Here is an 18,986-nt window from a genome sequence, read left to right as displayed (position 1 = left end):
GCCTTGGCGAACGAAACGCCTCTCGACCGGTTCAAGGCGGTTCTCGCCGGCACCGCGCGCGCGATCGCTGAGGAGCCCGAGGTCGAGCTCGCCTTCACCGCGGACGCGCCGGCGCAATCGGGCAAGCACATCAAGGTGCCGATGCCCGCGCGTGCGCTGCCGCCCGAGCAGGTCGCGGAGGCGCGCGGGTTCGCCGACGGGTTCGCGCTGCAGCTGAAGCATCACGACATCGCGCTGCATAATCGCGCCGCGCCGGTCGAGGCGGTCGCGCGTGCGGTGTTCGATGCGGTCGAGACCGCACGCGTCGAAGCGCTGGGATCGCGCGGCTATGCCGGAATCAGCGACAATCTCGCCATGGCGCTCGACGTCCGGCTGCGCGCCGACCCGATTACGCGCGCGCGCAACCGCGACGAGGTGCCGCTGTCGACCGCGCTCGGGCTGATGGTGCGCGAGCGGCTGACCGGGCAGGAATCGCCCGCGATCGCCGCCCCCGGCCTTGCACTGGTTCGCGACTGGATCGAGCAGAAGACCGATCTCGACGCGCTCGCCTATGCGATCGACGACCAGAAGACGTTCCAGGGCCTTGCGCGCAAGATGCTCGAGGAGCTCGAGCTCGTCGAGGGACAGCAGGTCCCCGAAGACAGCGACGAAGACGGCTCCGAGGACGAGGGCACCGACGAGCAGCAGCAGGACGAGGGCGACGAAGGCGACGACCAGGGCGAGGACGGCCAGGGCGAAGTCGAGGCGCGCGGCGAACAGTCCGAGCAGCAGAACGAGGAAAGCGACGGCCAGGAGCAAAGCGACGAGTCGATGGACGACATCGACGGCGAGCCCGGCGATGACGGCGAGGAGGGCATGCAGCCCGTCCGCCCCAACCGGCCCTTCGCCGACATGGGCACCGCGTTCGACTACAAGCCATGGACGACGCAGTTCGACGAGGTGATCGCCGCGACCGAGCTATGCGATGCCGAGGAATTGGCGCGACTGCGCGGCTATCTCGACCAGCAGCTCGTCCATCTCCAGTCGGCGGTGTCGAAGCTCGCCAACCGGCTGCAACGCCGACTGATGGCGCAGCAGTCGCGCTCGTGGGACTTCGACCAGGAGGAGGGCATCCTCGACGCGGCGCGCCTCGCCCGCGTGATCGTCAACCCGACGCTGTCGCTGAGCTACAAGGCCGAGCGCGAGACCGATTTCCGCGACACCGTCGTCACGCTGCTGATCGACAATTCGGGGTCGATGCGCGGCCGCCCGATCTCGATCGCGGCGATCAGCGCGGACATCCTCGCGCGCACGCTCGAGCGCTGCGGCGTGAAGACCGAGATCCTCGGCTTCACGACGCGTGCGTGGAAGGGCGGCCAGTCGCGCGAGACGTGGCTGGCCGCGGGACGTCCGCCGCAGCCCGGGCGGCTCAACGACATCCGCCACATCGTCTACAAGCGCGCCGACGAACCGTGGCGCCGCGCACGCAACTCGCTCGGGCTGATGATGCGCGAGGGGTTGCTGAAGGAGAATATCGACGGCGAGGCGCTGATGTGGGCGCATGCCCGCCTCGTCGCGCGGCCCGAGGAACGTCGCATCCTGATGGTGATCAGCGACGGCGCGCCGGTCGACGATTCGACGCTCAGCGTGAATTCGGGCTCGTATCTCGAACGCCATTTGCGTCAGGTGATCGGCTGGATCGAGACCAAGTCGCCGGTCGAGCTCGTCGCGATCGGGATCGGCCACGACGTGACGCGCTATTATGCGCGTGCGGTCACGATCATGGACGTCGAGCAACTCGGCGGTACGATCATCGAACAGCTCGCCTCGCTTTTCGATACCGAGTGAGGCCGGCGTGATCGCCGCGCCGCGCGACGGGTTTCATGGTCCCGTGAAGCGGTCGATCACGATCGCGGGCCACCAGACCTCGATCAGCCTCGAGCCGATCTTCTGGCAGGCGCTCGAAACCGCCGCGCGCGGGGCAGCGCTCCCGCTGTCGGCGCTGGTCGCGGAAATCGATGCGATCCGGATCAAGGGCGACGATCCGCCCAACCTCGCGAGCGCGCTGCGAACGTGGCTGCTCGCGCATCATCGACCGGATCGCGACGCGTCGCAATGATCGCATCGCCTGCCACTGTACGTCGTGTCGCGTCGCTGGTGGCGGGCGCGCTGTTGACCAGCCCGGTATCGGCCACGCCGGCGCGCGATGCTTTCGCATCGATCCCCAACGTCACGATCGCGCCCTATCTCGTCGAGGGTGACGATGCGCTGGCTGTCCGCCGGTCGATCGATGCCAGGCGACCGACCGATGCGCATGACGGCACGCGCGTCGACGCGGTCAGCAGCTGGGACATGCGCTGGAGCTGGCCGCGCACGCGCGGCGGCGGGTGCGATCTCCGCAGGGCGACGATCCGCTACACCGCCACCGTCCGGCTACCGCGTCTCGCGGCGACGGCGCGCCTGACCCCGGCCGAACGCACCGCCTGGGACCGTTATCTCGCGGCGCTCATGGTGCACGAGGCGGGGCACGTCGCCTATACCTATGACCGCCGGAGCGACGTGCTCGCGGCAATCCGCAGCGCGACGTGCGCGACCGCGGATCGTGCGGCCCGCGCGGCGCTGGCGGCAATCGACGCCTATCACATCGCCTATGACCGCGAGACCGGGCACGGCGCGACGCAGGGCGCCAGTTTCCCCTGACCCCGCGCGGCAGGCCAGCGGAGGCATGTCGCCGAAATCAAGCGAACGCCGCCGCCCCCTTCAGATGCTGATACGCCGCGATGACCTTCTGCAGCTCCGATTCATGCGCGCGGTCGCCGCCGTTGCGATCGGGATGATAGCGCCGCACGAGCTCGCTGTAGCGTTTGCGCAACGCCGTCCGGTCGGTGTCCGTCCCGAGCCCCAGCACGCGCAGCGACCGCCGCTCGCCGTCGGACAGCACGCGGCCATCCTTGCGCGCGCCCCCGAAACCCTGCGCCACCCGCTCGCCGAAGCGCGCGCCGATCGCGTCGATCGGGTCCGCGAAGTCCGCCCATTTCGGCGGCGTGTCGCCGCCGCCATGCGCGAACGCGCGCGTCTCACGCTCCCAGCCCGCCATCGGTCGCTGCGCATGATGGATCTCGTCCGCGGTCATCCCGTCGAAATAATTATAGCCCGCATTGAACGCACGGACATGCTCGAGGCAGAACCAGCGGAACTGTGGCGGCCCGCCATCACTGGGCCCCTCCAGCGGCGGCGCGCGGAATTCGCCCGGCTCGGCACAGCCCGGCCACATGCAGACGCGCCCCGTCCCTTCCACGCGGCCGTGAAACCGCGGGCTTGGGCGCTCCTTCCGGGCCTTGCGCCCGTCATCATGTCGATCGTCGTCCGCCACCGGCTCCCCGCGCTTCCAAAACGGGCTATATAGGGCGCATGACAGACCTCGCCACCGGCTCCGTACAGGACCAGATCACCGCGCGCCTCACCACCGCGCTCAACCCCACGCAGCTGACCGTCGTCAACGAGAGCGGACTCCACGCCGGCCACATGGGGGACGACGGCACGGGCGAGACGCATTTCCGCGTCGACGTGGAAACGCCGACGTTCGAAGGACTTAATCGTGTCGCGCGGCAGCGGCTCGTGAACCAGGCGCTCGCCGATCTGTTGAGTACGCAGATCCACGCGCTCGCCATCAAGGCCCGCGCTCCCGGGGAGCTCTGATGTCCTATATTTTGTGGTACTGGCCTTCGCTTCAGGGGCGCGGCGAGTTCGTCCGCCTCGCGCTCGAAGCCGCCGGGATCCCCTATGAGGACCGCGCGCGCCAGGTCGGCGAGGACGGGCTGATGGCAGACCTCAACGACCGCACCGGCCGCACCCCGTTCGCGCCGCCCTATCTCGAGCTGGCCGGCGCTGGAGAGGGGGGTCTGGTGATCGCGCAGGTCGCGAACATCCTGATGTATCTCGGCGAACGGCATTCGATCGCGCCGTCGACGATGGCCGACCGGCTGTGGCTCAACCAGTTGCAGCTGACGATCGCGGATCTGGTGGCGGAGGTTCACAACGTCCACCATCCGGTCGCGATGATGGACTATTACGACGACCAGAAGCCCGAGGCCGCGCGCGCCGCCAGGCAGTTCCGCGAGGAGCGCCTGCCGAAGTTCCTCGGCCATTTCGAGGATGCGGCACTGGCCAATCCGGGCGAGTGGCTGATCGACCATGCATGGAGCTATGCGGACACCTCGCTGTTCCAGATCGTCGAGGGGCTGCGCTACATGTTCCCGCAGCGAATGAAGACGCTCGAACCCGATTATCCCAACCTCGTCCGCATCCGCGACCAGGTCGCCGAGCTGCCGGGCATCAAGGCGTATCTGAAGAGCGACCGCCGGATCGCGTTCAACACCGACGGCATCTTCCGCCATTATCCCGAACTCGACGCCGCATGAGCCGGTTTCGATCCTCCCCCGCCAGGGGGAGGTGGATCGCGCAGCGAGACGGAGGGGGCGGCAAGCGATGACCGCCGTTCCGTGTCCGCCCCCTCCGTCGCCTTCGGCGCCACCTCCCCCTAGCGGGGGAGGATCAGGCCGCACCCCGCGCCCCGCCGCACGCATCCTGCTCGTCGACGGCGAAAACCGCGTGCTGATGTTCCGCTTCACCCCCGACGATCGCCCGCCCTTGTGGTGCACGCCGGGCGGCGCGGTCGATCCGGGCGAGAGCTACGCCGCCGCTGCGCGTCGTGAATTGTGGGAAGAGGTCGGCCTCGACATGGATTGCGGCCCCGAGGTCGCGCGCCGCGTCGTCGACTTCCGCACGTTCGAGGGCGTCGAGGTCACCGCCGACGAACGCTATTTCCGCGTCGATATCGAGACGTGCGACGTGGCGGCGGGCGGGCTCACCGATCAGGAGCGCAAGCTGCTCGTCGGTCACCGCTGGTTTTCCCGAAACGACATCGCGGGGCATGACGAACTCCTCTATCCAGCAGACCTCGTCGAACTCCTCGACGCCACGGAGAGACGCCATGCTGGATGATTTCGTCCTCCAGACCATCCTCCCCTCGACGCACGATCTGGGCGGGTTCAAGGTCCATCGCACCTTGCCGAACAAGGAACGGACGATGGTCGGCCCGTTCCTGTTCTTCGACCAGATGGGCCCGGCGCATCTTGAGATCGGTACGGGCATCGACGTGCGACCGCATCCGCACATCAACCTGTCGACCGTCACCTATCTGTTCGACGGCGCGATCGACCACCGTGATTCGCTCGGCACGCAGGCACGGATCGAGCCCGGCGCGGTCAATCTGATGACCGCGGGCCACGGCATCGTCCATTCCGAACGCTCGCCCGGCGACGAGCGCGCGGGAGGGCCCAGTCTGTCGGGTATCCAGACCTGGCTGGCGCTGCCCGAGGCGGTCGAGGAGATCGACCCCGCGTTCGAGCACGTCACCAAGGCGCAGCTGCCGGTGATCGAGGCGCATGGCGCGCGCTCGCGGATCATCATGGGGAGCCTCTGGGGCCAGACCGCGCCGACCACGACCTATTCGGGGACGATCTACGCCGACATCGCGCTCGATCCCGGCGCGAGCGTCCCGATCGACGCAGCCGCGGAGGAACGCGCCATCTACCTCGCGATGGGCGAGGCGACGCTCGAGGGCGTCAAGCTCGAGCCGCAGGTGCTCTACGTGCTGCGCCCGGGCATCGCGGCGACGCTCCGCTCGGCGACCGGCGGCCGCGCGATGCTGTGCGGCGGCGATGCGTTCACAACGCCGCGCCACGTCTGGTGGAACTTCGTCAGCTCGAACCGCGACCGCATCGAACAGGCGAAACGCGACTGGAATGCCGGCAATTTCCCGAAGGTGCCCGGCGACGAGAAGGAATGGATCGAGATCCCGGCGATCCCGAAGACGGTCAGCTACCCCTGACCCCAGAAAATCCTCCCCCGCCGGGGGGAGGTGGCAGGCGTCAGCCTGACGGAGGGGGAGGTATACGGACCATCGGTTTCCCTTTCCTCCCCCTCCGACGCCTTCGGCGCCACCTCCCCCTGGCGGGGGAGGATCGCAGGTTGCAGCCGGCCCTTGTCGAGACCCCCGCGGTACCGCACACTCCTGGAATTGGCGCAGACCATGTCGGCCCCCGGACCCTGTCCAGGGCCGACGAGCGGGAGAGAGAAGACATGACCGAGCTGCAAAGCCTCCGATTATCCACCGGCGTCGATCTCGACGTCGCGATCAGCGGCGACAGGGCGCATCCGCCCGTCATCCTGCTCCACGGCTTTCCCGAATCGCATCGCACCTGGCGCCACATCGCCCCCGACCTCGCGCGTGACCATTATGTCATCGCACCCGACCAGCGGGGCTTCGCGCGCTCGTCGAAACCCCAGGGCGTCGCGAGCTACTCGCCCGACAAGATCGTCGCCGACCTGCTCGCGCTCGCCGATCACCTCAAGATCGACCGGTTCACGCTGGTCGGCCACGACTGGGGCGGCGCGATCGCGTGGATGGCCGCGCTCCAGCATCCCGACCGGATCGAACGGCTGGTGATCGTCAATGCCCCCCACCCGCTCGTCTTCCAGCGGACGATCTTCGACGACCCCGACCAGCGCAAGGCGAGCCAGTATATCCGCCGCTTCCGCGACACGAGCATCGACCAGGGGCTGACCGGCGCGGGCCTCGAGAAATTCCTCGGCTCGACGTTCGCGCATCATGTGACGCACGCGATCGCGGGCGAGGACAAGGCCGCCTATCTCGACGAATGGTCGCAGCCGGGCGCGATGACCGCGATGCTCAACTGGTACCGCGCCAGCCCGATCGTCGTCCCCGCGATGGACGAGACCCCGCCGCGCCCCGCCTTTCTCGACGCGCCCTTCCCGCCGATGCGGATGCCGGTGCTCGTGATCTGGGGCATGCGCGACGCCGCGCTGCTGCCGAGCCAGCTCGACCTTGCCGACTATGTGCCCGAACTGACGATCGAAAAGATCGATGCGGGGCATTTCGTCCCCTGGGAAAAGCCCGAGGCGGTGATCGCGGCGATGCGCCGCTGGGGAATTTAGCCCCCCGACCCGTCATCCTGACGAAAGTCAGGATCCAGAGCCGCCAGAGGCTGTCCTCAGTAACCCTGGATCCTGACTTTCGTCAGGATGACGCACGCGGGCGGGGCCGAGACGCGCCACCTGTCTGTTGCCTGACCACCGCATTCTGAAAGCGTTCAGCGGCGCGGGAGCAAATCCCCTGTCATGCCGTTTGGTACGGCGTCGAAGACAGGAGAGCAGTCATGCGTAAGATGATCCTCGCGGCCGTTGCCGCCGCCACCTTGGTTCCCACGTTCGCCACCGCGCAGAGCTATGGCGAAGCCCGCCGCAGCGACCGCGAAGTCCGCCAGAGCCAGCGCGAACTCCAGCAGGCACGCCGTTTCGGCGACCGCGGCGACGTCCGCGATGCCCGCCGCGAACTGCGCGAAGACCGGCAGGAGCGCCGCGAGGACTGGCGCGACTATCGCCGCAGCCACGCCAACGTCTATCGCCGCCCCGCCTATGTCGGCCCGCGCGGCTATCGCTATCGCCCGGTCAACGTCGGCTATCAGTTCGCACCGAGCTATTACGGTCGCCAGTACTGGATCAACGACTATCAGACCTATCGCCTGCCCCGTCCGGGCTATGGCTATCAGCGCTGGGTCCGCTACGGCCGCGACGTCGTCCTGGTCGACACGCGCAACGGCCGCGTCGCACAGGTCAACAACGGCTTCTTCTACTGAGCAGCCACGACGGCCCGGGAGCAATCCCGGGCCGTTTGCCTATTCATACGCCCCGCGCCGCATGACGTAATCGCGCGTCTCATAGGGCGGCGGCAGCGCCTCGACCCAGGCGCCATGCGCATGCGTCAGCGCCACCAGCTCCATCCCCGACGCGCCCGGCCGGCCCTGCACGCGGACCTCGTGCCGGTGGAGGTCGCGATTGGGCTCCATCATCACCCAGCCAAGCGGCCGCTCGACCGTCGCCCGCTCGCCCGCCGCCGCCATCGCCGCGCGGATCCGCGCACGCCCCGCGGGCGGCAGATATTGCCACACCACCGAATGCATCAGCACGCGCGTGACGCCCGCCGCCTGCGGTTCGGCCAGCCGCGCCTCGACCCAGTCGGCCGCATCGCCGCGGACCAGATCGACGCCGCGCTCGCGCACCATCGAAATCGCCGCGGCGAGTCGCGCCTGCCGCTCGGCCGCATCGACCCAGACATAGGCCTCCAGCCGCATCGCCGCCTTGGGTGCCGCGAGATCGACCGGCTGGATATCGACGCCGCGTGTCGAGCGGATTACGACCCGCGCACGGGGCGCCGCGACACCGCGCCACTCTGGCCGGATCGTCAGCGGCGACTCGTCCGGCCCCACCATCACCCCGCCCAGATCGAACCGATAGCGATCGATCAGCAGGTTCAGCCCCGCGCTTGATCCGATCTCGAGCACCTCGAACGCCGGTCCGTAACGCGCCGCCAGCTGCAACAGCCCGGTCATCAGCCCTGCCGACCGCCCCGCCTCGTTCATCTGCGGGGGCCCGTCGAGCCAGGGCAGCAACACCGCGTCCTGCATCCGCAGCGTCGCGCGCAGGATCGCGATCACGCGGGCCGGATCGGTCTCCGCGCCTGAAAACACCGTCGACAGCGGCGGATCGATGCCCGCGCGGTGCAGCGCATGCAGCCCGCCGACCAGCCGCAACGCGAGCGCATCCGCCACGGGTTCGCCCGGCGAGTCGAGCACCCGGCGCCCAGTCGCGCTCTCGCGATCGACCGCTTCGACCAGCGCGGTGCAGACGCGCGCGGTGATCGGCGCCGCCATCGCACGGCAATAGTCCGCCTGGATGCGGAAGGAGTCGCGGTTCGTGGTTTCGTCGGCCATGCGCAGGTTGTTGCACCCGCCAAGCGCCACCCGTAAAGCCCGACGCGTGCCAGACTCCCAGATCATCATCGCCGTCCCCAAGGGACGCATCCTCGCCGAGGCTTTGCCGCTGCTCGCCCGTGCCGGCATCCATCCCGAGGCGGCGTTTTCGGACGAGGACAGCCGCGCGCTCCGCTTCGCGACGAACGATCCCGACATCTCGCTGATCCGCGTGCGCGCGTTCGACGTCGCGACCTTCGTCGCGCACGGCGCGGCACAGCTCGGCATCGTCGGGTCGGACGTGATCGCGGAATTCGGCTATTCCGAGCTCTACGCACCCGTCGATCTCGGCATCGGCCATTGCCGCCTGTCGGTCGCCGAACCCACCGCGATGGCGGCCAAGGACGATCCGCGCGGCTGGAGCCATGTCCGCGTCGCGACCAAATACCCGCACGTCACCGCCGCGCACTTCGCGGGCCGCGGCGTCCAGGCCGAATGCGTCAAGCTGAACGGCGCGATGGAGCTCGCGCCCACGCTCGGCCTCGCGCCGCGCATCGTCGACTTGGTCTCGTCGGGCCGTACGCTCAAGGAAAACGGCCTCGTCGAGGTCGAGACGATCATGGAGGTCACCAGCCGCCTGATCGTCAACCGCGCCGCGATGAAGACGCGCGCGCGCGTCGTGCCGCTGGTCGAGGCGTTCCGCCGCGCCGTCGAGCAGGAGCAGGCCGCATGATCCGCCTTGCCACCACCGACGCCGACTTCGCCGCGCGGTTCACCGCGCTCGTCGAGGATCGCCGCGAATCGGACGCAGGCGTGACGCAGGACGTCGCCGCGATCATCGCGTCCGTCCGCCGCGACGGCGAGACCGCGATCCGCGACCTGACACAGAAGCACGACCGCCATGATCTCGAAGCGACCGGTTGGCAGATCGACGCCGCCGACTGCAAGGCCGCGTTCGACGCGCTCGAGCCCGAGCTGCGCACTGCGCTCGAACTCGCCGCCACGCGGATCCGCGCTTATCACGAGAAGCAGCGGCCGCTCGACAGCGACTCTGTCGATTCGGCGGGTGTCCGGCTTGGCGCGCGCTGGCTGCCGGTCGACGCCGCCGGCATCTACGTCCCCGGTGGCCGCGCCGCTTACCCCTCGTCGCTGCTGATGAACGCGATCCCCGCCAAGGTCGCAGGCGTCGGCCGTCTCGCGATGGTCACGCCGACCCCGGACGGCCAGATCAACCCGCTCGTCCTCGCCGCCGCGCATCTCGCGGGGGTCGACGAGGTCTGGCGCGTCGGTGGCGCGCAGGCCGTCGCCGCGCTTGCCTATGGCGCGGGCCGGATCGCGCCCGTCGACGTCATCACCGGCCCCGGCAACGCCTGGGTCGCGGAGGCCAAGCGGCAGGTCTACGGCGTCGTCGGCATCGACATGGTCGCAGGGCCCTCCGAAATCGTCGTCGTCGCGGATGCGCTCAACGACCCCGAATGGACCGCCGCCGACCTGCTCAGCCAGGCCGAGCACGACGTCACCACCCAGTCGATCCTGTTCACCGACGACGCAGGCTTTGCCGACAAGGTCGCCGCCGCCGTCGACCGCCAGCTCGGCGATCTCGCCACCGAAGCGGTCGCGCGCGTCGCCTGGGATGCGAACGCCGCGATCATCGTCGTCGACACGCTGGCGGACGCGATCCCGCTGGTCGACCGGCTCGCTGCCGAGCATCTCCAGCTCGCCATCCCCGACCCGCAGGGCTTTTTCGACCGCATCCGCCACGCCGGCTCGGTCTTCCTCGGCCGCTACACCCCGGAGGCGATCGGCGATTACGTCGCGGGCCCGAACCACGTCCTCCCCACCGGCCGCCGCGCACGCTTCGCCAGCGGGTTGTCGGTGCTCGACTTCATGAAGCGCACCAGCTTCCTCGCGCTCGACGAAGCCGCTTTGCGCGAACTCGGCCCCGCCACCGTCGCGCTGGCCAACGCCGAGGGCCTCCCCGCTCACGCGAAATCAGTCGCGCTGCGGCTTCGCCTCAACCACTGATTTTTTGTTCGCGCGGAGGCGCGGAGACGCGGAGGTGTCGCCCTTGCCGCGCAGCGGCCCTCCGATCACCGGCCGATGATGAGATCGAAGCGGCTGCGCCGCACGCAACACCTCCGCGTCTCCGCGCCTCCGCGCGAACCAATCTTCTTCGTCTCGCTGCCCGGAAACGCGAAGGGCTGACACGCAAGCCCCCCGCGCGTACAGGCAACCGCTTATGTCCAGAACCGCCCCCCGCACCAAGGCGCGCGCCGCCGCGCGTCTCGCCGCCGTCCAGGCGACCTACCAGCATGAGATGGAGGGCACCGCGATGCCCGTCCTGCTCAACGAATTCCACCAGCACCGGCTCGGCGCGACGATCGAAGACGTCGAATATGCCGAGGCGGACGTCGATTTCTTCGACGACCTCGTGACCGGCGCGAATGCCCGCAGCGGCGAGATCGACCTGCTGATCGAGGGCAAGCTCGCCAAGGGCTGGACGCTCGCGCGGCTCGACAAGCCGATGAAGGCGATCATCCGCGTCGGCACGTATGAACTGCTCGCGAGGCAGGACGTGCCCGTCGCCGCGGTGATCAGCGAATATGTCGACGTCGCGCATGCGTTCTACGACAAGCGCGAATCGGGCTTCGTCAACGGCCTGCTCGACGGCATCGCGAAAGAGGTGCGGAAGTAATCTATCGTCATCCTGGGCTCGACCCAGGATCCAGAGTGACGGCGCGCATCGTTCGTGGCTCTGGGTCCTGACTTTCGTCAGGATGACGGGGGTGTTTGGGGAGCGGGAATGACCGAAGCCGAGTTCATCGCCGCGCTCCGCCGCCTTCCGCTTCACCCGGCGGCGCGAGGCCTGAACGACGACACCGCGCTGCTCGACGCAGGCCCGCTCGTCGTCACGACCGACACGCTCGTCGAAGGCGTGCATTACCTCCGCACCGACCCGCCGCACGACGTCGCGTGGAAACTCGTCGCGACCAACCTCTCGGACCTCGCCGCAAAGGGGGCAATCCCAGAGGGGATCCTCCTCAACTACCCGTTGCGCGACGACGCGTGGGACCGCGCCTTTTTGGGCGGACTTGCCGACGTCTTGGCCGCGTTCGACACCCGGATCATCGGCGGCGACACCGTCACGCTGCCCGCAGGCGCGCCCCGCATCCTCACCGTCACCGCATTCGGCAGCGACGCCACCGCCCCGGTGCGCAGCGGCGCGAAGGCGGGCGATGCGCTCTATGTCACCGGCACGATCGGTGACGCGGGCGCAGGGCTCGCCATCGCGCGCGGCAAGGATGGCCCGCCCGAGCTCCTCGCGGCGTACCGGCGGCCGCAGCCGCGGCTTGCCGATGGTCGCATCCTTGCCCCGCATGTCCATGCGATGATGGACGTCTCCGACGGGTTGCTGATCGACGCCGCCCGGATGGCACGCGCGAGCGGCCTCGCGGTGGCGATCGACCTCGCCTGTGTGCCGTTGTCGGCCGCCTATCGCGCGGTCTCGGGGGATCGGATCGCGGCGGCGACCGCGGGCGACGATTATCAGCTGTTGTTCGCAGCGCCCGCAGACTTCGTCACCGACGCGACCCGGATCGGCAGGTTCGCGCCCGGCGCCGGGCTGACGCTGCATGACTCGGGCGCGCCCGTCGCGCTTCCCGAAAGCCTTGGCTACGAACACCGCCCGTCTGCATAACTTGCGCAATGTCCCCGCACTGATAGGCTCCTCCAATCGGGACTCGGCAAAGCCGTGACCGGGGAGGAACTGAAAAAGGGATAGTGCCGTATGACGACCGTCTATTTGGCCATGATCTGCGGCGTCATCGCCGTCCTATATGGCTTCGTCACCAGTCGACAGGTGCTCGCCGCCTCCCCCGGTAACGAAAAGATGCAGGACATCGCCGCCGCGATCCAGGAGGGCGCAAAGGCCTATCTTGGACGGCAATACACCACGATCGCGATCGTCGGCGTCATCGTCGCGGCGATCCTGCTGTTCAGCCTCGGCATGATCTCGACGATCGGCTTCGTCATCGGCGCAGTGCTGTCGGGCGTCGCGGGCTATGTCGGCATGAACATCTCGGTCCGCGCCAACGTCCGCACCGCCGAGGCCGCGCGCACGTCGCTGCAGGCCGGGCTGACGATGGCGTTCCGCTCGGGTGCGGTCACGGGCATGCTCGTCGCAGGGCTCGGGCTGCTCGCGATCAGCGTGTTCTTCTGGTATCTCACCGGCCCCGCGGGCCACGCCCCCAACGACCGGATCATCGTCGAGGCGCTCACCGCGCTCGCGTTCGGCGCATCGCTGATCTCGATCTTCGCGCGATTGGGCGGCGGCATCTTCACCAAGGCGGCGGACGTCGGCGCGGATCTGGTCGGCAAGGTCGAGGCGGGCATCCCCGAGGACGATCCCCGCAACCCCGCGGTCATCGCCGATAACGTCGGCGACAATGTCGGCGACTGCGCGGGCATGGCCGCCGATCTGTTCGAGACGTACGTCGTCACGCTGGGCGTCACGATGATCTCGATCGCGCTGCTGATCCAGGCGAGCGGTGCCGAGCTGATGCGGCTGATGACGCTCCCGCCGCTCGTCGGCGGCGTGTGCATCGTCACCTCGATCATCGGCACGTACATGGTCCGCCTCGGCGGCGGCAGCATCATGGGCGCGCTCTACAAGGGCTTCTTCACCTCGACGATCCTGTCGATCCCCGCGATCTATCTCGCCACGCAATATGTGCTCGGCGACCTCCACCGCGTGATCGGCGGCGCCGGCTTCCTCGATCCCGCCACCGACGACCTGACCACCCAGGCCGCGCCGTCGCTCACGCAGAGCTTCACCGGCATGGACCTGTTCTGGTCGATGATGATCGGGCTCGTCGTCACCGGGCTGATCGTCTGGATCACCGAATATTATACCGGCACCAACCACCGCCCCGTCCAGTCGATCGCCAAGGCATCCGAGACGGGCCACGGCACCAACGTCATCCAGGGGCTGGCGATCAGCCTCGAATCGACCGCGCTGCCGACGCTCGTCATCGTCGTCGCGGTGATCGTCGCGTATCAGCTCGCCGGGATCATCGGCATCGCCTTTGCCGCCACCGCGATGCTCGCCCAGGCCGGCATGGTCGTCGCGCTCGATGCCTATGGCCCCGTCACCGACAATGCCGGCGGCATCGCCGAGATGGCGGGCCTGCCCGACGACGTCCGCCAGAAGACCGACGCGCTCGACGCGGTCGGCAACACGACGAAGGCGGTGACCAAGGGCTATGCGATCGGTTCGGCGGGGCTCGCAGCACTCGTGCTGTTCGGCGCGTACACCACCGATCTCGCGACCTATTTCCCCGACGTCACGGTCGATTTCAGCCTCAGCAATCCGTACGTCATCGTCGGGCTGCTGCTTGGCGCGCTGCTCCCCTATCTGTTCGGCGCGTTCGGGATGACCGCGGTCGGTCGTGCCGCCGGTGCCGTCGTCGAGGAGGTGCGCGAGCAGTTCCGCACCAACCCCGGCATCATGCTCGGCACCAGCCGTCCCGATTATGCCCGCACCGTCGACCTCGTCACCAAGGCAGCGATCCGCGAGATGATCGTGCCCTCACTGCTGCCGGTACTCTCCCCGATCGCGGTGTATTTCATCATCACTGCGGTCGCCGGCCAGGCCTCGGGTTTCGCCTCGCTCGGCGCGATGCTGCTCGGTGTGATCGTCTCCGGCCTGTTCGTCGCGATCTCGATGACGAGCGGCGGCGGCGCGTGGGACAATGCCAAGAAATATATCGAGGACGGCAATCACGGCGGCAAGGGATCGGAGGCGCACAAGGCTGCGGTGACGGGCGACACGGTCGGCGATCCGTACAAGGACACCGCGGGCCCCGCGGTGAACCCGATGATCAAGATCACCAACATCGTCGCCCTCCTGCTGCTCGCGGCGCTGGCGGGCGGCGGGGTCGGCTGAACCACTCGCCTCGACCCGCCGGGCCCGGCTCGAATCCGTTGCATCTCCGGTTGCGCCTGTTCGAACCCTGGGTCATCGTGCGGGTCGACAGGTATCCGGGGGGATCAAGATGAAGAGTCGAACGCCAGCTCTGGCGCGCGTTGCAGCCATGGCGCTCACATTGATCGCCGGGCCGGCCGGCGCGTCATCCGCTTCGCCGCCGGCGGCGTCGCCCTCGCCGGAACCGGCGAGGATCGACGCCAGGGAAGCCGCGAGCCTGTTCGGCGCGCGCGAACGGATCATCGATGCCAGCCTGTCTCCCGATGGCACCAAGATCGCGTTGGTCGTACCTGGGCCAAAGCAATCGACGGTCGTCCAGATGCTCGACCTCAAGACCGGCGCGGCAAAACCCGTGAATTTCGCCAACGGCGATCCGATGACGCTGACGGGTTGTGGCTGGGCCTCCGACACCCGGCTGGTCTGCACGCTCTACGGCGTGTCCAATCAGAATACGGGGGGCTGGCTCGCCTATCAGCGGTTGATCGCGATGGACGCCGATGGTGCCAATCCCGTTCCGCTTGGCGCACGTGAAAAGGTCCAGAACTGGGCGCAACAGTCCGATGGCTATGTCATCGACTGGCGCGACGGCAAGTCCGACACCGTCCTGCTCACGCGCAACTATCTGCCGTCGCGGTCCGACGGCATGCGTGCGGGGGGCATGGCGAACGGTCTCGGCGTCGACCTGCTCGATACCCGCACGGGCAAGGTCGCGCATGTCGAAAGCGCCAATGCCAGGGCCGGGGCCTATCTCGGCGATGGTCTGGGGACCGTCCGGATCATGTCGCTCGATAGCGTCAGGATGGGGGGCGAGACCCGTGGCATCACCGAATTCGTCTATCGTGTCGCAGGGTCGCGCGACTGGCGCCCGTTCAGCACCTATTCGGCGGTTTCGAATGACGGTGCCTATCCGATCGCGGTCGATGGGACCGCCAACGCCGCCTACACACTGAAAAAGACCAATGGACGCGACGCGCTCTACCGTGTCGCGCTCGACGGCAGCATGAAGGAGGATCTCGTCTATGCCGATCCGCAGGTCGATGTCGGCGGCATCATCCGCGTCGGGCGCCGCGGGCGGATCGTCGGCGCGACCTATTCCACCGACGTTCCGCACACCGCGTATTTCGACACCGACTATCAGAAGCTGATCACATCGCTCGGCCGCGCGATGCCCAAACTGCCGCTGATCCGCGTCGTCGATTCGAGCGCCGACGAACAGGTCCATCTTATCCATGCGTCGAGCGACACCGATCCCGGCCGCTATTTCCTGTACGATGCCAAGCGCAAGAGCCTGACCCCGGTCGGGCAGGATCGCCCCGAACTTTCGGGGATCGCGCTCGGCACCGTTCGCTCGATTACCTACAAGGCGGCGGACGGAACGATGATTCCCGCCTATCTGACGATGCCCCCCGCGGGGAGTGCCAAGGGGCTTCCCGCGATCGTCTTGCCGCATGGCGGCCCGGCGGCGCGCGACGAATGGGGCTTCGACTGGCTCGCACAATTCTTCGTCAATCGCGGCTATGCGGTGATCCAGCCCAATTATCGCGGGTCGGCGGGGTTCGGGCAGGACTGGTTCCAGGAAAACGGGTTCAAATCATGGAAGACCGCAATCGGTGACGTCAACGACGCGGGTCGATGGCTGGTCAGCGAGGGCATCGCCGATCCCGCCAGGCTCGCGATCGTCGGCTGGTCCTATGGGGGGTATGCCGCGTTGCAGGCCAACGTCGTCGATCCGATGCTGTTCAAGGCCGTGATCGCGATCGCACCCGTCACGGACCTCGGCATGCTGCGCGGCGAGAAGGTGGGCTTTACGAACACCACGCTCGCCCGCAACTATATCGGCGACGGCCCGCACCTGATCGAAGGATCGCCTGCGCGTCATCCTGCCAAATTCATCGCGCCGGTGCTGATGTTTCACGGCGCAAAGGACATCAACGTCGATGTCGCCGAGTCACGGATGATGGACAAGCAGCTCCGCAGTGCCGGCAAGAGGAGCGAACTCGTCGTGTATCCCGCCATCGACCACCAGCTTCGCGATTCGGACGTACGCGTCGACATGCTCACGCGCGCCGACGCATTCCTCGCGGCCGCGCTGAAACGGTGATCGGCAGACCGACTGGCGCGCGTACGGTCATCGCGACCACACCCGTTCGGGGCATGCTTCCCTTTTTCGCGAACCTGCGGTAAGGGCGCTCATCCCGAAATTCCCCCAATTCAGAGATTATATTTGGCCAAGGAAGAACTGCTCGAGATGCGCGGCCGCGTGGTGGAACTGCTCCCCAACGCGATGTTCCGGGTACAGCTCGAAAACGACCACGAAATTCTCGGTCACACCGCCGGCAAGATGCGCAAGAACCGCATCCGCGTCCTGGTCGGTGACGAGGTGCTGTGCGAGCTCACGCCCTATGATCTGACCAAGGGTCGCATCACCTACCGCTTCAAATAAGCACCGCCCGCGGCCCCGCCGCGGCGGCGCAGTTCAAGCATCGAGGCATTTGTGCTGGTACTAGCCTCTTCCTCGCCTCGCCGTCGCGACCTGCTCGCGCGGCTCGGCGTCGTGCCGTCGCGCGTGGCCTCCCCCGATATCGACGAAAGCCCGCGCAAGGCCGAGCCACCGCGCGCCTATGCTCTGCGTCTTGCCATTGAAAAGGCGAGCGCGGTCGATCGCGCGGCGGGCGAGATCGTCATCGCCGGCGACACCACCATCGCGCTCGGTCGTCGCATCCTGCCCCCGGCCGACACGCCGGAGATCCAGCGCGACCTGCTCGACAAGCTGTCCGGGCGCCGTCACCACTGCCTGTCCGCCGTCTGCGTGATCGACGCGAGCGGCCGCGTCCGCACCCGGCTGTCCGACACGATCGTCGCGTTCAAGCCGCTCTCCGCCGCCGAGATCGACGCCTATGTCGCGTGCGGCGAAGGACTCGGCAAGGCAGGCGGCTATGCAATCCAGGGGCGCGCCGAAGCGTTCGTCCGCTTCCTCTCCGGCAGCCATTCGGGCGTCGTCGGCCTCCCGCTGTTCGAAACGCGCGCGTTGCTGAAGACCGCCGGTGTGGCGCTTGCCTGAACAAGGCGCCGTCTGGCTCTACGAGGCCGGCATCGGCGAGGACCGCGCAGTGCTGGTCGAAGACGGCCAGATCGTCGAAGCCGCGCTGGAGACCGACGACGCCGCGCTGAAGGTCGGGCTGGTCGCGCATGCGCGCCTCCTCGAGTTGCTGCCGGGCAAACGCGGCCGCGTCGCGCTCGATGGCGGCGAGGCGCTGGCCAACCATCTCCCAGCAGGGATCACGCAGGGCGCGAAGCTGTCCGTCGAGATCGTCCGCGAGGCGCTTCCCGAAGCAGGGCGTGCCAAGCTCGCCAAGGCGGTGGCGACCGACCTGCCGCCCCGCCCCGCCCCTTGCCTCCACGAACGGATCGTCGCGACCGGGATCCCCGTTCTCAGCCCGCGTGCGCACGAACCCGATGCGCTCGAGGCGGCGGGCTGGTCCGAACTGCTCGACGAGGCGGTCAGCGGCGAGATCGTCTTCGCCCGGGGTGCGCTGCGGCTGTCGCCGACGCCGGCGATGACGCTGTTCGACGTCGATGGCGCAGCCCCGCTCGATTCGCTCGCGATCGCGGCTGCGCATGCGATCGCGCGCGCGATTCGCCGCCACGGCATCGGCGGCTCGATCGGCATCGACTTCCCGACGATCGAAGGCAAGGCACAGCGGCTGGCGGTCGCGGCGGCGATCGACGCGACGCTCCCGCCGCCGTTCGAACGCACCGCGATGAACGGCTTCGGATTCCTCCAGATCGTCCGCCCCCGCCCGCGCGCGTCGATCCCCGAAATCCTGCGCAGCGATCCCGTCGGTGCCGCCGTCCGCGCCACGCTCCGCACGCTCGAACGCACGCCGCCGACCGCCTCGCGCCGCCACACCCTGCCCGCCGCCGTCCATGCGCGCCTCATGGCGCGTCCCGGCTGGCTGGCGGAACTGACCCGGCGCACCGGCGTCGTCCACGACCTGGAGAGCGCCTGATGGCCATCGTCAAATGCCCGATCTGCGGCAAGCCTGCCGTCCCCGACTACACCCCGTTCTGCTCGAGCCGGCACCGCGACCGCGACCTGCTGCAATGGCTCGGCGAAGGCTATCGCATACCCGGTCGCGCAATATCGCAAACGGGGCTGGACAGCGGTGAAGAGCCCGACTAAACGCGCC

Annotated in this window: 21 protein-coding genes; 19 read left to right on the top strand and 2 right to left on the bottom strand. The window is 68.3% G+C overall.

What is annotated here, in order from left to right:
- Positions 1-3 precede the first annotated feature (3 nt).
- From cobT to ASE72_RS09600, 3 genes are read left to right on the top strand one after another with little or no spacing between them, the layout of a single operon-like run.
- Complete coding sequence (gene cobT, locus ASE72_RS09610) at positions 4-1,827, top strand: cobaltochelatase subunit CobT (protein WP_056020148.1); 1,824 nt, start codon at positions 4-6, stop codon at positions 1,825-1,827.
- 7 nt (positions 1,828-1,834) lie between these two features.
- Positions 1,835-2,098, top strand: a complete 264-nt coding sequence (locus tag ASE72_RS09605; RefSeq protein WP_056020145.1) for a ribbon-helix-helix domain-containing protein — start codon at positions 1,835-1,837, stop codon at positions 2,096-2,098.
- Positions 2,095-2,679 (top strand): DUF922 domain-containing protein, encoded by a 585-nt coding sequence (locus tag ASE72_RS09600; protein ID WP_056020142.1) that lies wholly within the window; start codon positions 2,095-2,097, stop codon positions 2,677-2,679. Before ASE72_RS09605 ends, ASE72_RS09600 begins: the two co-directional genes overlap by 4 nt.
- A gap of 37 nt (positions 2,680-2,716) precedes the next feature.
- On the opposite strand, the gene ASE72_RS09595 is transcribed toward ASE72_RS09600, so the two are convergent.
- The gene (locus tag ASE72_RS09595; RefSeq protein WP_082445926.1) at positions 2,717-3,253 is read right to left on the bottom strand and encodes a J domain-containing protein; all 537 of its coding nucleotides are present in this window, start codon (positions 3,251-3,253) and stop codon (positions 2,717-2,719) included.
- Between the two features lie 137 nt (positions 3,254-3,390).
- Here ASE72_RS09595 and ASE72_RS09590 point away from each other — a divergent pair, with 137 nt between their 5' ends.
- The 6 genes from ASE72_RS09590 to ASE72_RS09560 all read left to right on the top strand — a co-directional run bounded on the left by ASE72_RS09590 (position 3,391) and on the right by ASE72_RS09560 (position 7,700).
- Positions 3,391-3,678, top strand: coding sequence for a BolA family protein (locus ASE72_RS09590; RefSeq protein WP_056020137.1), 288 nt, complete (start codon positions 3,391-3,393; stop codon positions 3,676-3,678).
- Entirely contained in the window at positions 3,678-4,400 is a 723-nt protein-coding gene (locus tag ASE72_RS09585; RefSeq protein WP_056020132.1) for a glutathione S-transferase, read from the top strand. Before ASE72_RS09590 ends, ASE72_RS09585 begins: the two co-directional genes overlap by 1 nt.
- Positions 4,401-4,467: 67 nt before the next feature.
- Positions 4,468-4,983, top strand: a complete 516-nt coding sequence (locus ASE72_RS09580; protein WP_056020129.1) for an NUDIX hydrolase — start codon at positions 4,468-4,470, stop codon at positions 4,981-4,983.
- Positions 4,973-5,872 (top strand): pirin family protein, encoded by a 900-nt coding sequence (locus ASE72_RS09575; RefSeq protein WP_056020127.1) that lies wholly within the window; start codon positions 4,973-4,975, stop codon positions 5,870-5,872. The genes ASE72_RS09580 and ASE72_RS09575 overlap by 11 nt, the downstream gene beginning before the upstream one ends.
- 251 nt (positions 5,873-6,123) lie before the next feature.
- A complete protein-coding gene (locus tag ASE72_RS09565; RefSeq protein ID WP_056020122.1) occupies positions 6,124-6,999 on the top strand; it encodes an alpha/beta fold hydrolase in 876 nt (291 codons plus the stop codon).
- A gap of 221 nt (positions 7,000-7,220) precedes the next feature.
- Positions 7,221-7,700, top strand: a complete 480-nt coding sequence (locus ASE72_RS09560) for an RcnB family protein (RefSeq protein ID WP_056020119.1) — start codon at positions 7,221-7,223, stop codon at positions 7,698-7,700.
- Positions 7,701-7,739: 39 nt separating this feature from the next.
- Here the strand turns inward: ASE72_RS09560 and ASE72_RS09555 are convergent, their stop codons facing one another.
- Positions 7,740-8,834 carry a DUF2332 domain-containing protein gene (locus ASE72_RS09555; protein WP_056022082.1) on the bottom strand — a complete coding sequence of 365 codons (1,095 nt, stop codon included), beginning with the start codon at positions 8,832-8,834 and terminating at the stop codon, positions 7,740-7,742.
- Positions 8,835-8,880: 46 nt separating this feature from the next.
- Here ASE72_RS09555 and hisG point away from each other — a divergent pair, with 46 nt between their 5' ends.
- The 10 genes from hisG to ASE72_RS19650 all read left to right on the top strand — a co-directional run bounded on the left by hisG (position 8,881) and on the right by ASE72_RS19650 (position 18,979).
- The gene (gene hisG / locus ASE72_RS09550) at positions 8,881-9,546 is read left to right on the top strand and encodes an ATP phosphoribosyltransferase (RefSeq protein WP_235532308.1); all 666 of its coding nucleotides are present in this window, start codon (positions 8,881-8,883) and stop codon (positions 9,544-9,546) included.
- Positions 9,543-10,838: a histidinol dehydrogenase gene (hisD, locus tag ASE72_RS09545; RefSeq protein WP_056020116.1), complete on the top strand. Its 1,296-nt coding sequence runs from the start codon at positions 9,543-9,545 to the stop codon at positions 10,836-10,838. The genes hisG and hisD overlap by 4 nt, the downstream gene beginning before the upstream one ends.
- 214 nt (positions 10,839-11,052) lie before the next feature.
- The gene (gene nusB / locus ASE72_RS09540) at positions 11,053-11,508 is read left to right on the top strand and encodes a transcription antitermination factor NusB (protein WP_056020113.1); all 456 of its coding nucleotides are present in this window, start codon (positions 11,053-11,055) and stop codon (positions 11,506-11,508) included.
- Between the two features lie 108 nt (positions 11,509-11,616).
- Entirely contained in the window at positions 11,617-12,510 is an 894-nt protein-coding gene (thiL, locus tag ASE72_RS09535) for a thiamine-phosphate kinase (protein ID WP_056020110.1), read from the top strand.
- Positions 12,511-12,600: 90 nt separating this feature from the next.
- Positions 12,601-14,757 (top strand): sodium-translocating pyrophosphatase, encoded by a 2,157-nt coding sequence (locus ASE72_RS09530; RefSeq protein WP_056020107.1) that lies wholly within the window; start codon positions 12,601-12,603, stop codon positions 14,755-14,757.
- 109 nt (positions 14,758-14,866) lie between these two features.
- Positions 14,867-16,897, top strand: a complete 2,031-nt coding sequence (locus tag ASE72_RS09525) for an alpha/beta hydrolase family protein (protein ID WP_056020104.1) — start codon at positions 14,867-14,869, stop codon at positions 16,895-16,897.
- Positions 16,898-17,020: 123 nt separating this feature from the next.
- Entirely contained in the window at positions 17,021-17,239 is a 219-nt protein-coding gene (infA, locus tag ASE72_RS09520) for a translation initiation factor IF-1 (protein ID WP_031441079.1), read from the top strand.
- A 51-nt stretch (positions 17,240-17,290) separates the two neighbouring features.
- Positions 17,291-17,857 (top strand): Maf family protein, encoded by a 567-nt coding sequence (locus ASE72_RS09515; RefSeq protein ID WP_056020099.1) that lies wholly within the window; start codon positions 17,291-17,293, stop codon positions 17,855-17,857.
- Positions 17,850-18,806, top strand: a complete 957-nt coding sequence (locus tag ASE72_RS09510; protein ID WP_056022075.1) for a ribonuclease — start codon at positions 17,850-17,852, stop codon at positions 18,804-18,806. Before ASE72_RS09515 ends, ASE72_RS09510 begins: the two co-directional genes overlap by 8 nt.
- On the top strand, positions 18,806-18,979 hold the full coding sequence (locus tag ASE72_RS19650; RefSeq protein ID WP_082445925.1) for a DNA gyrase inhibitor YacG: 174 nt from the start codon (positions 18,806-18,808) through the stop codon (positions 18,977-18,979). Before ASE72_RS09510 ends, ASE72_RS19650 begins: the two co-directional genes overlap by 1 nt.
- Positions 18,980-18,986: the final 7 nt, after the last annotated feature.

Source organism: Sphingomonas sp. Leaf20 (assembly GCF_001421535.1).
Lineage (GTDB): Bacteria > Pseudomonadota > Alphaproteobacteria > Sphingomonadales > Sphingomonadaceae > Sphingomonas.
This window is presented reverse-complemented; position numbering and strand designations above follow the sequence as displayed.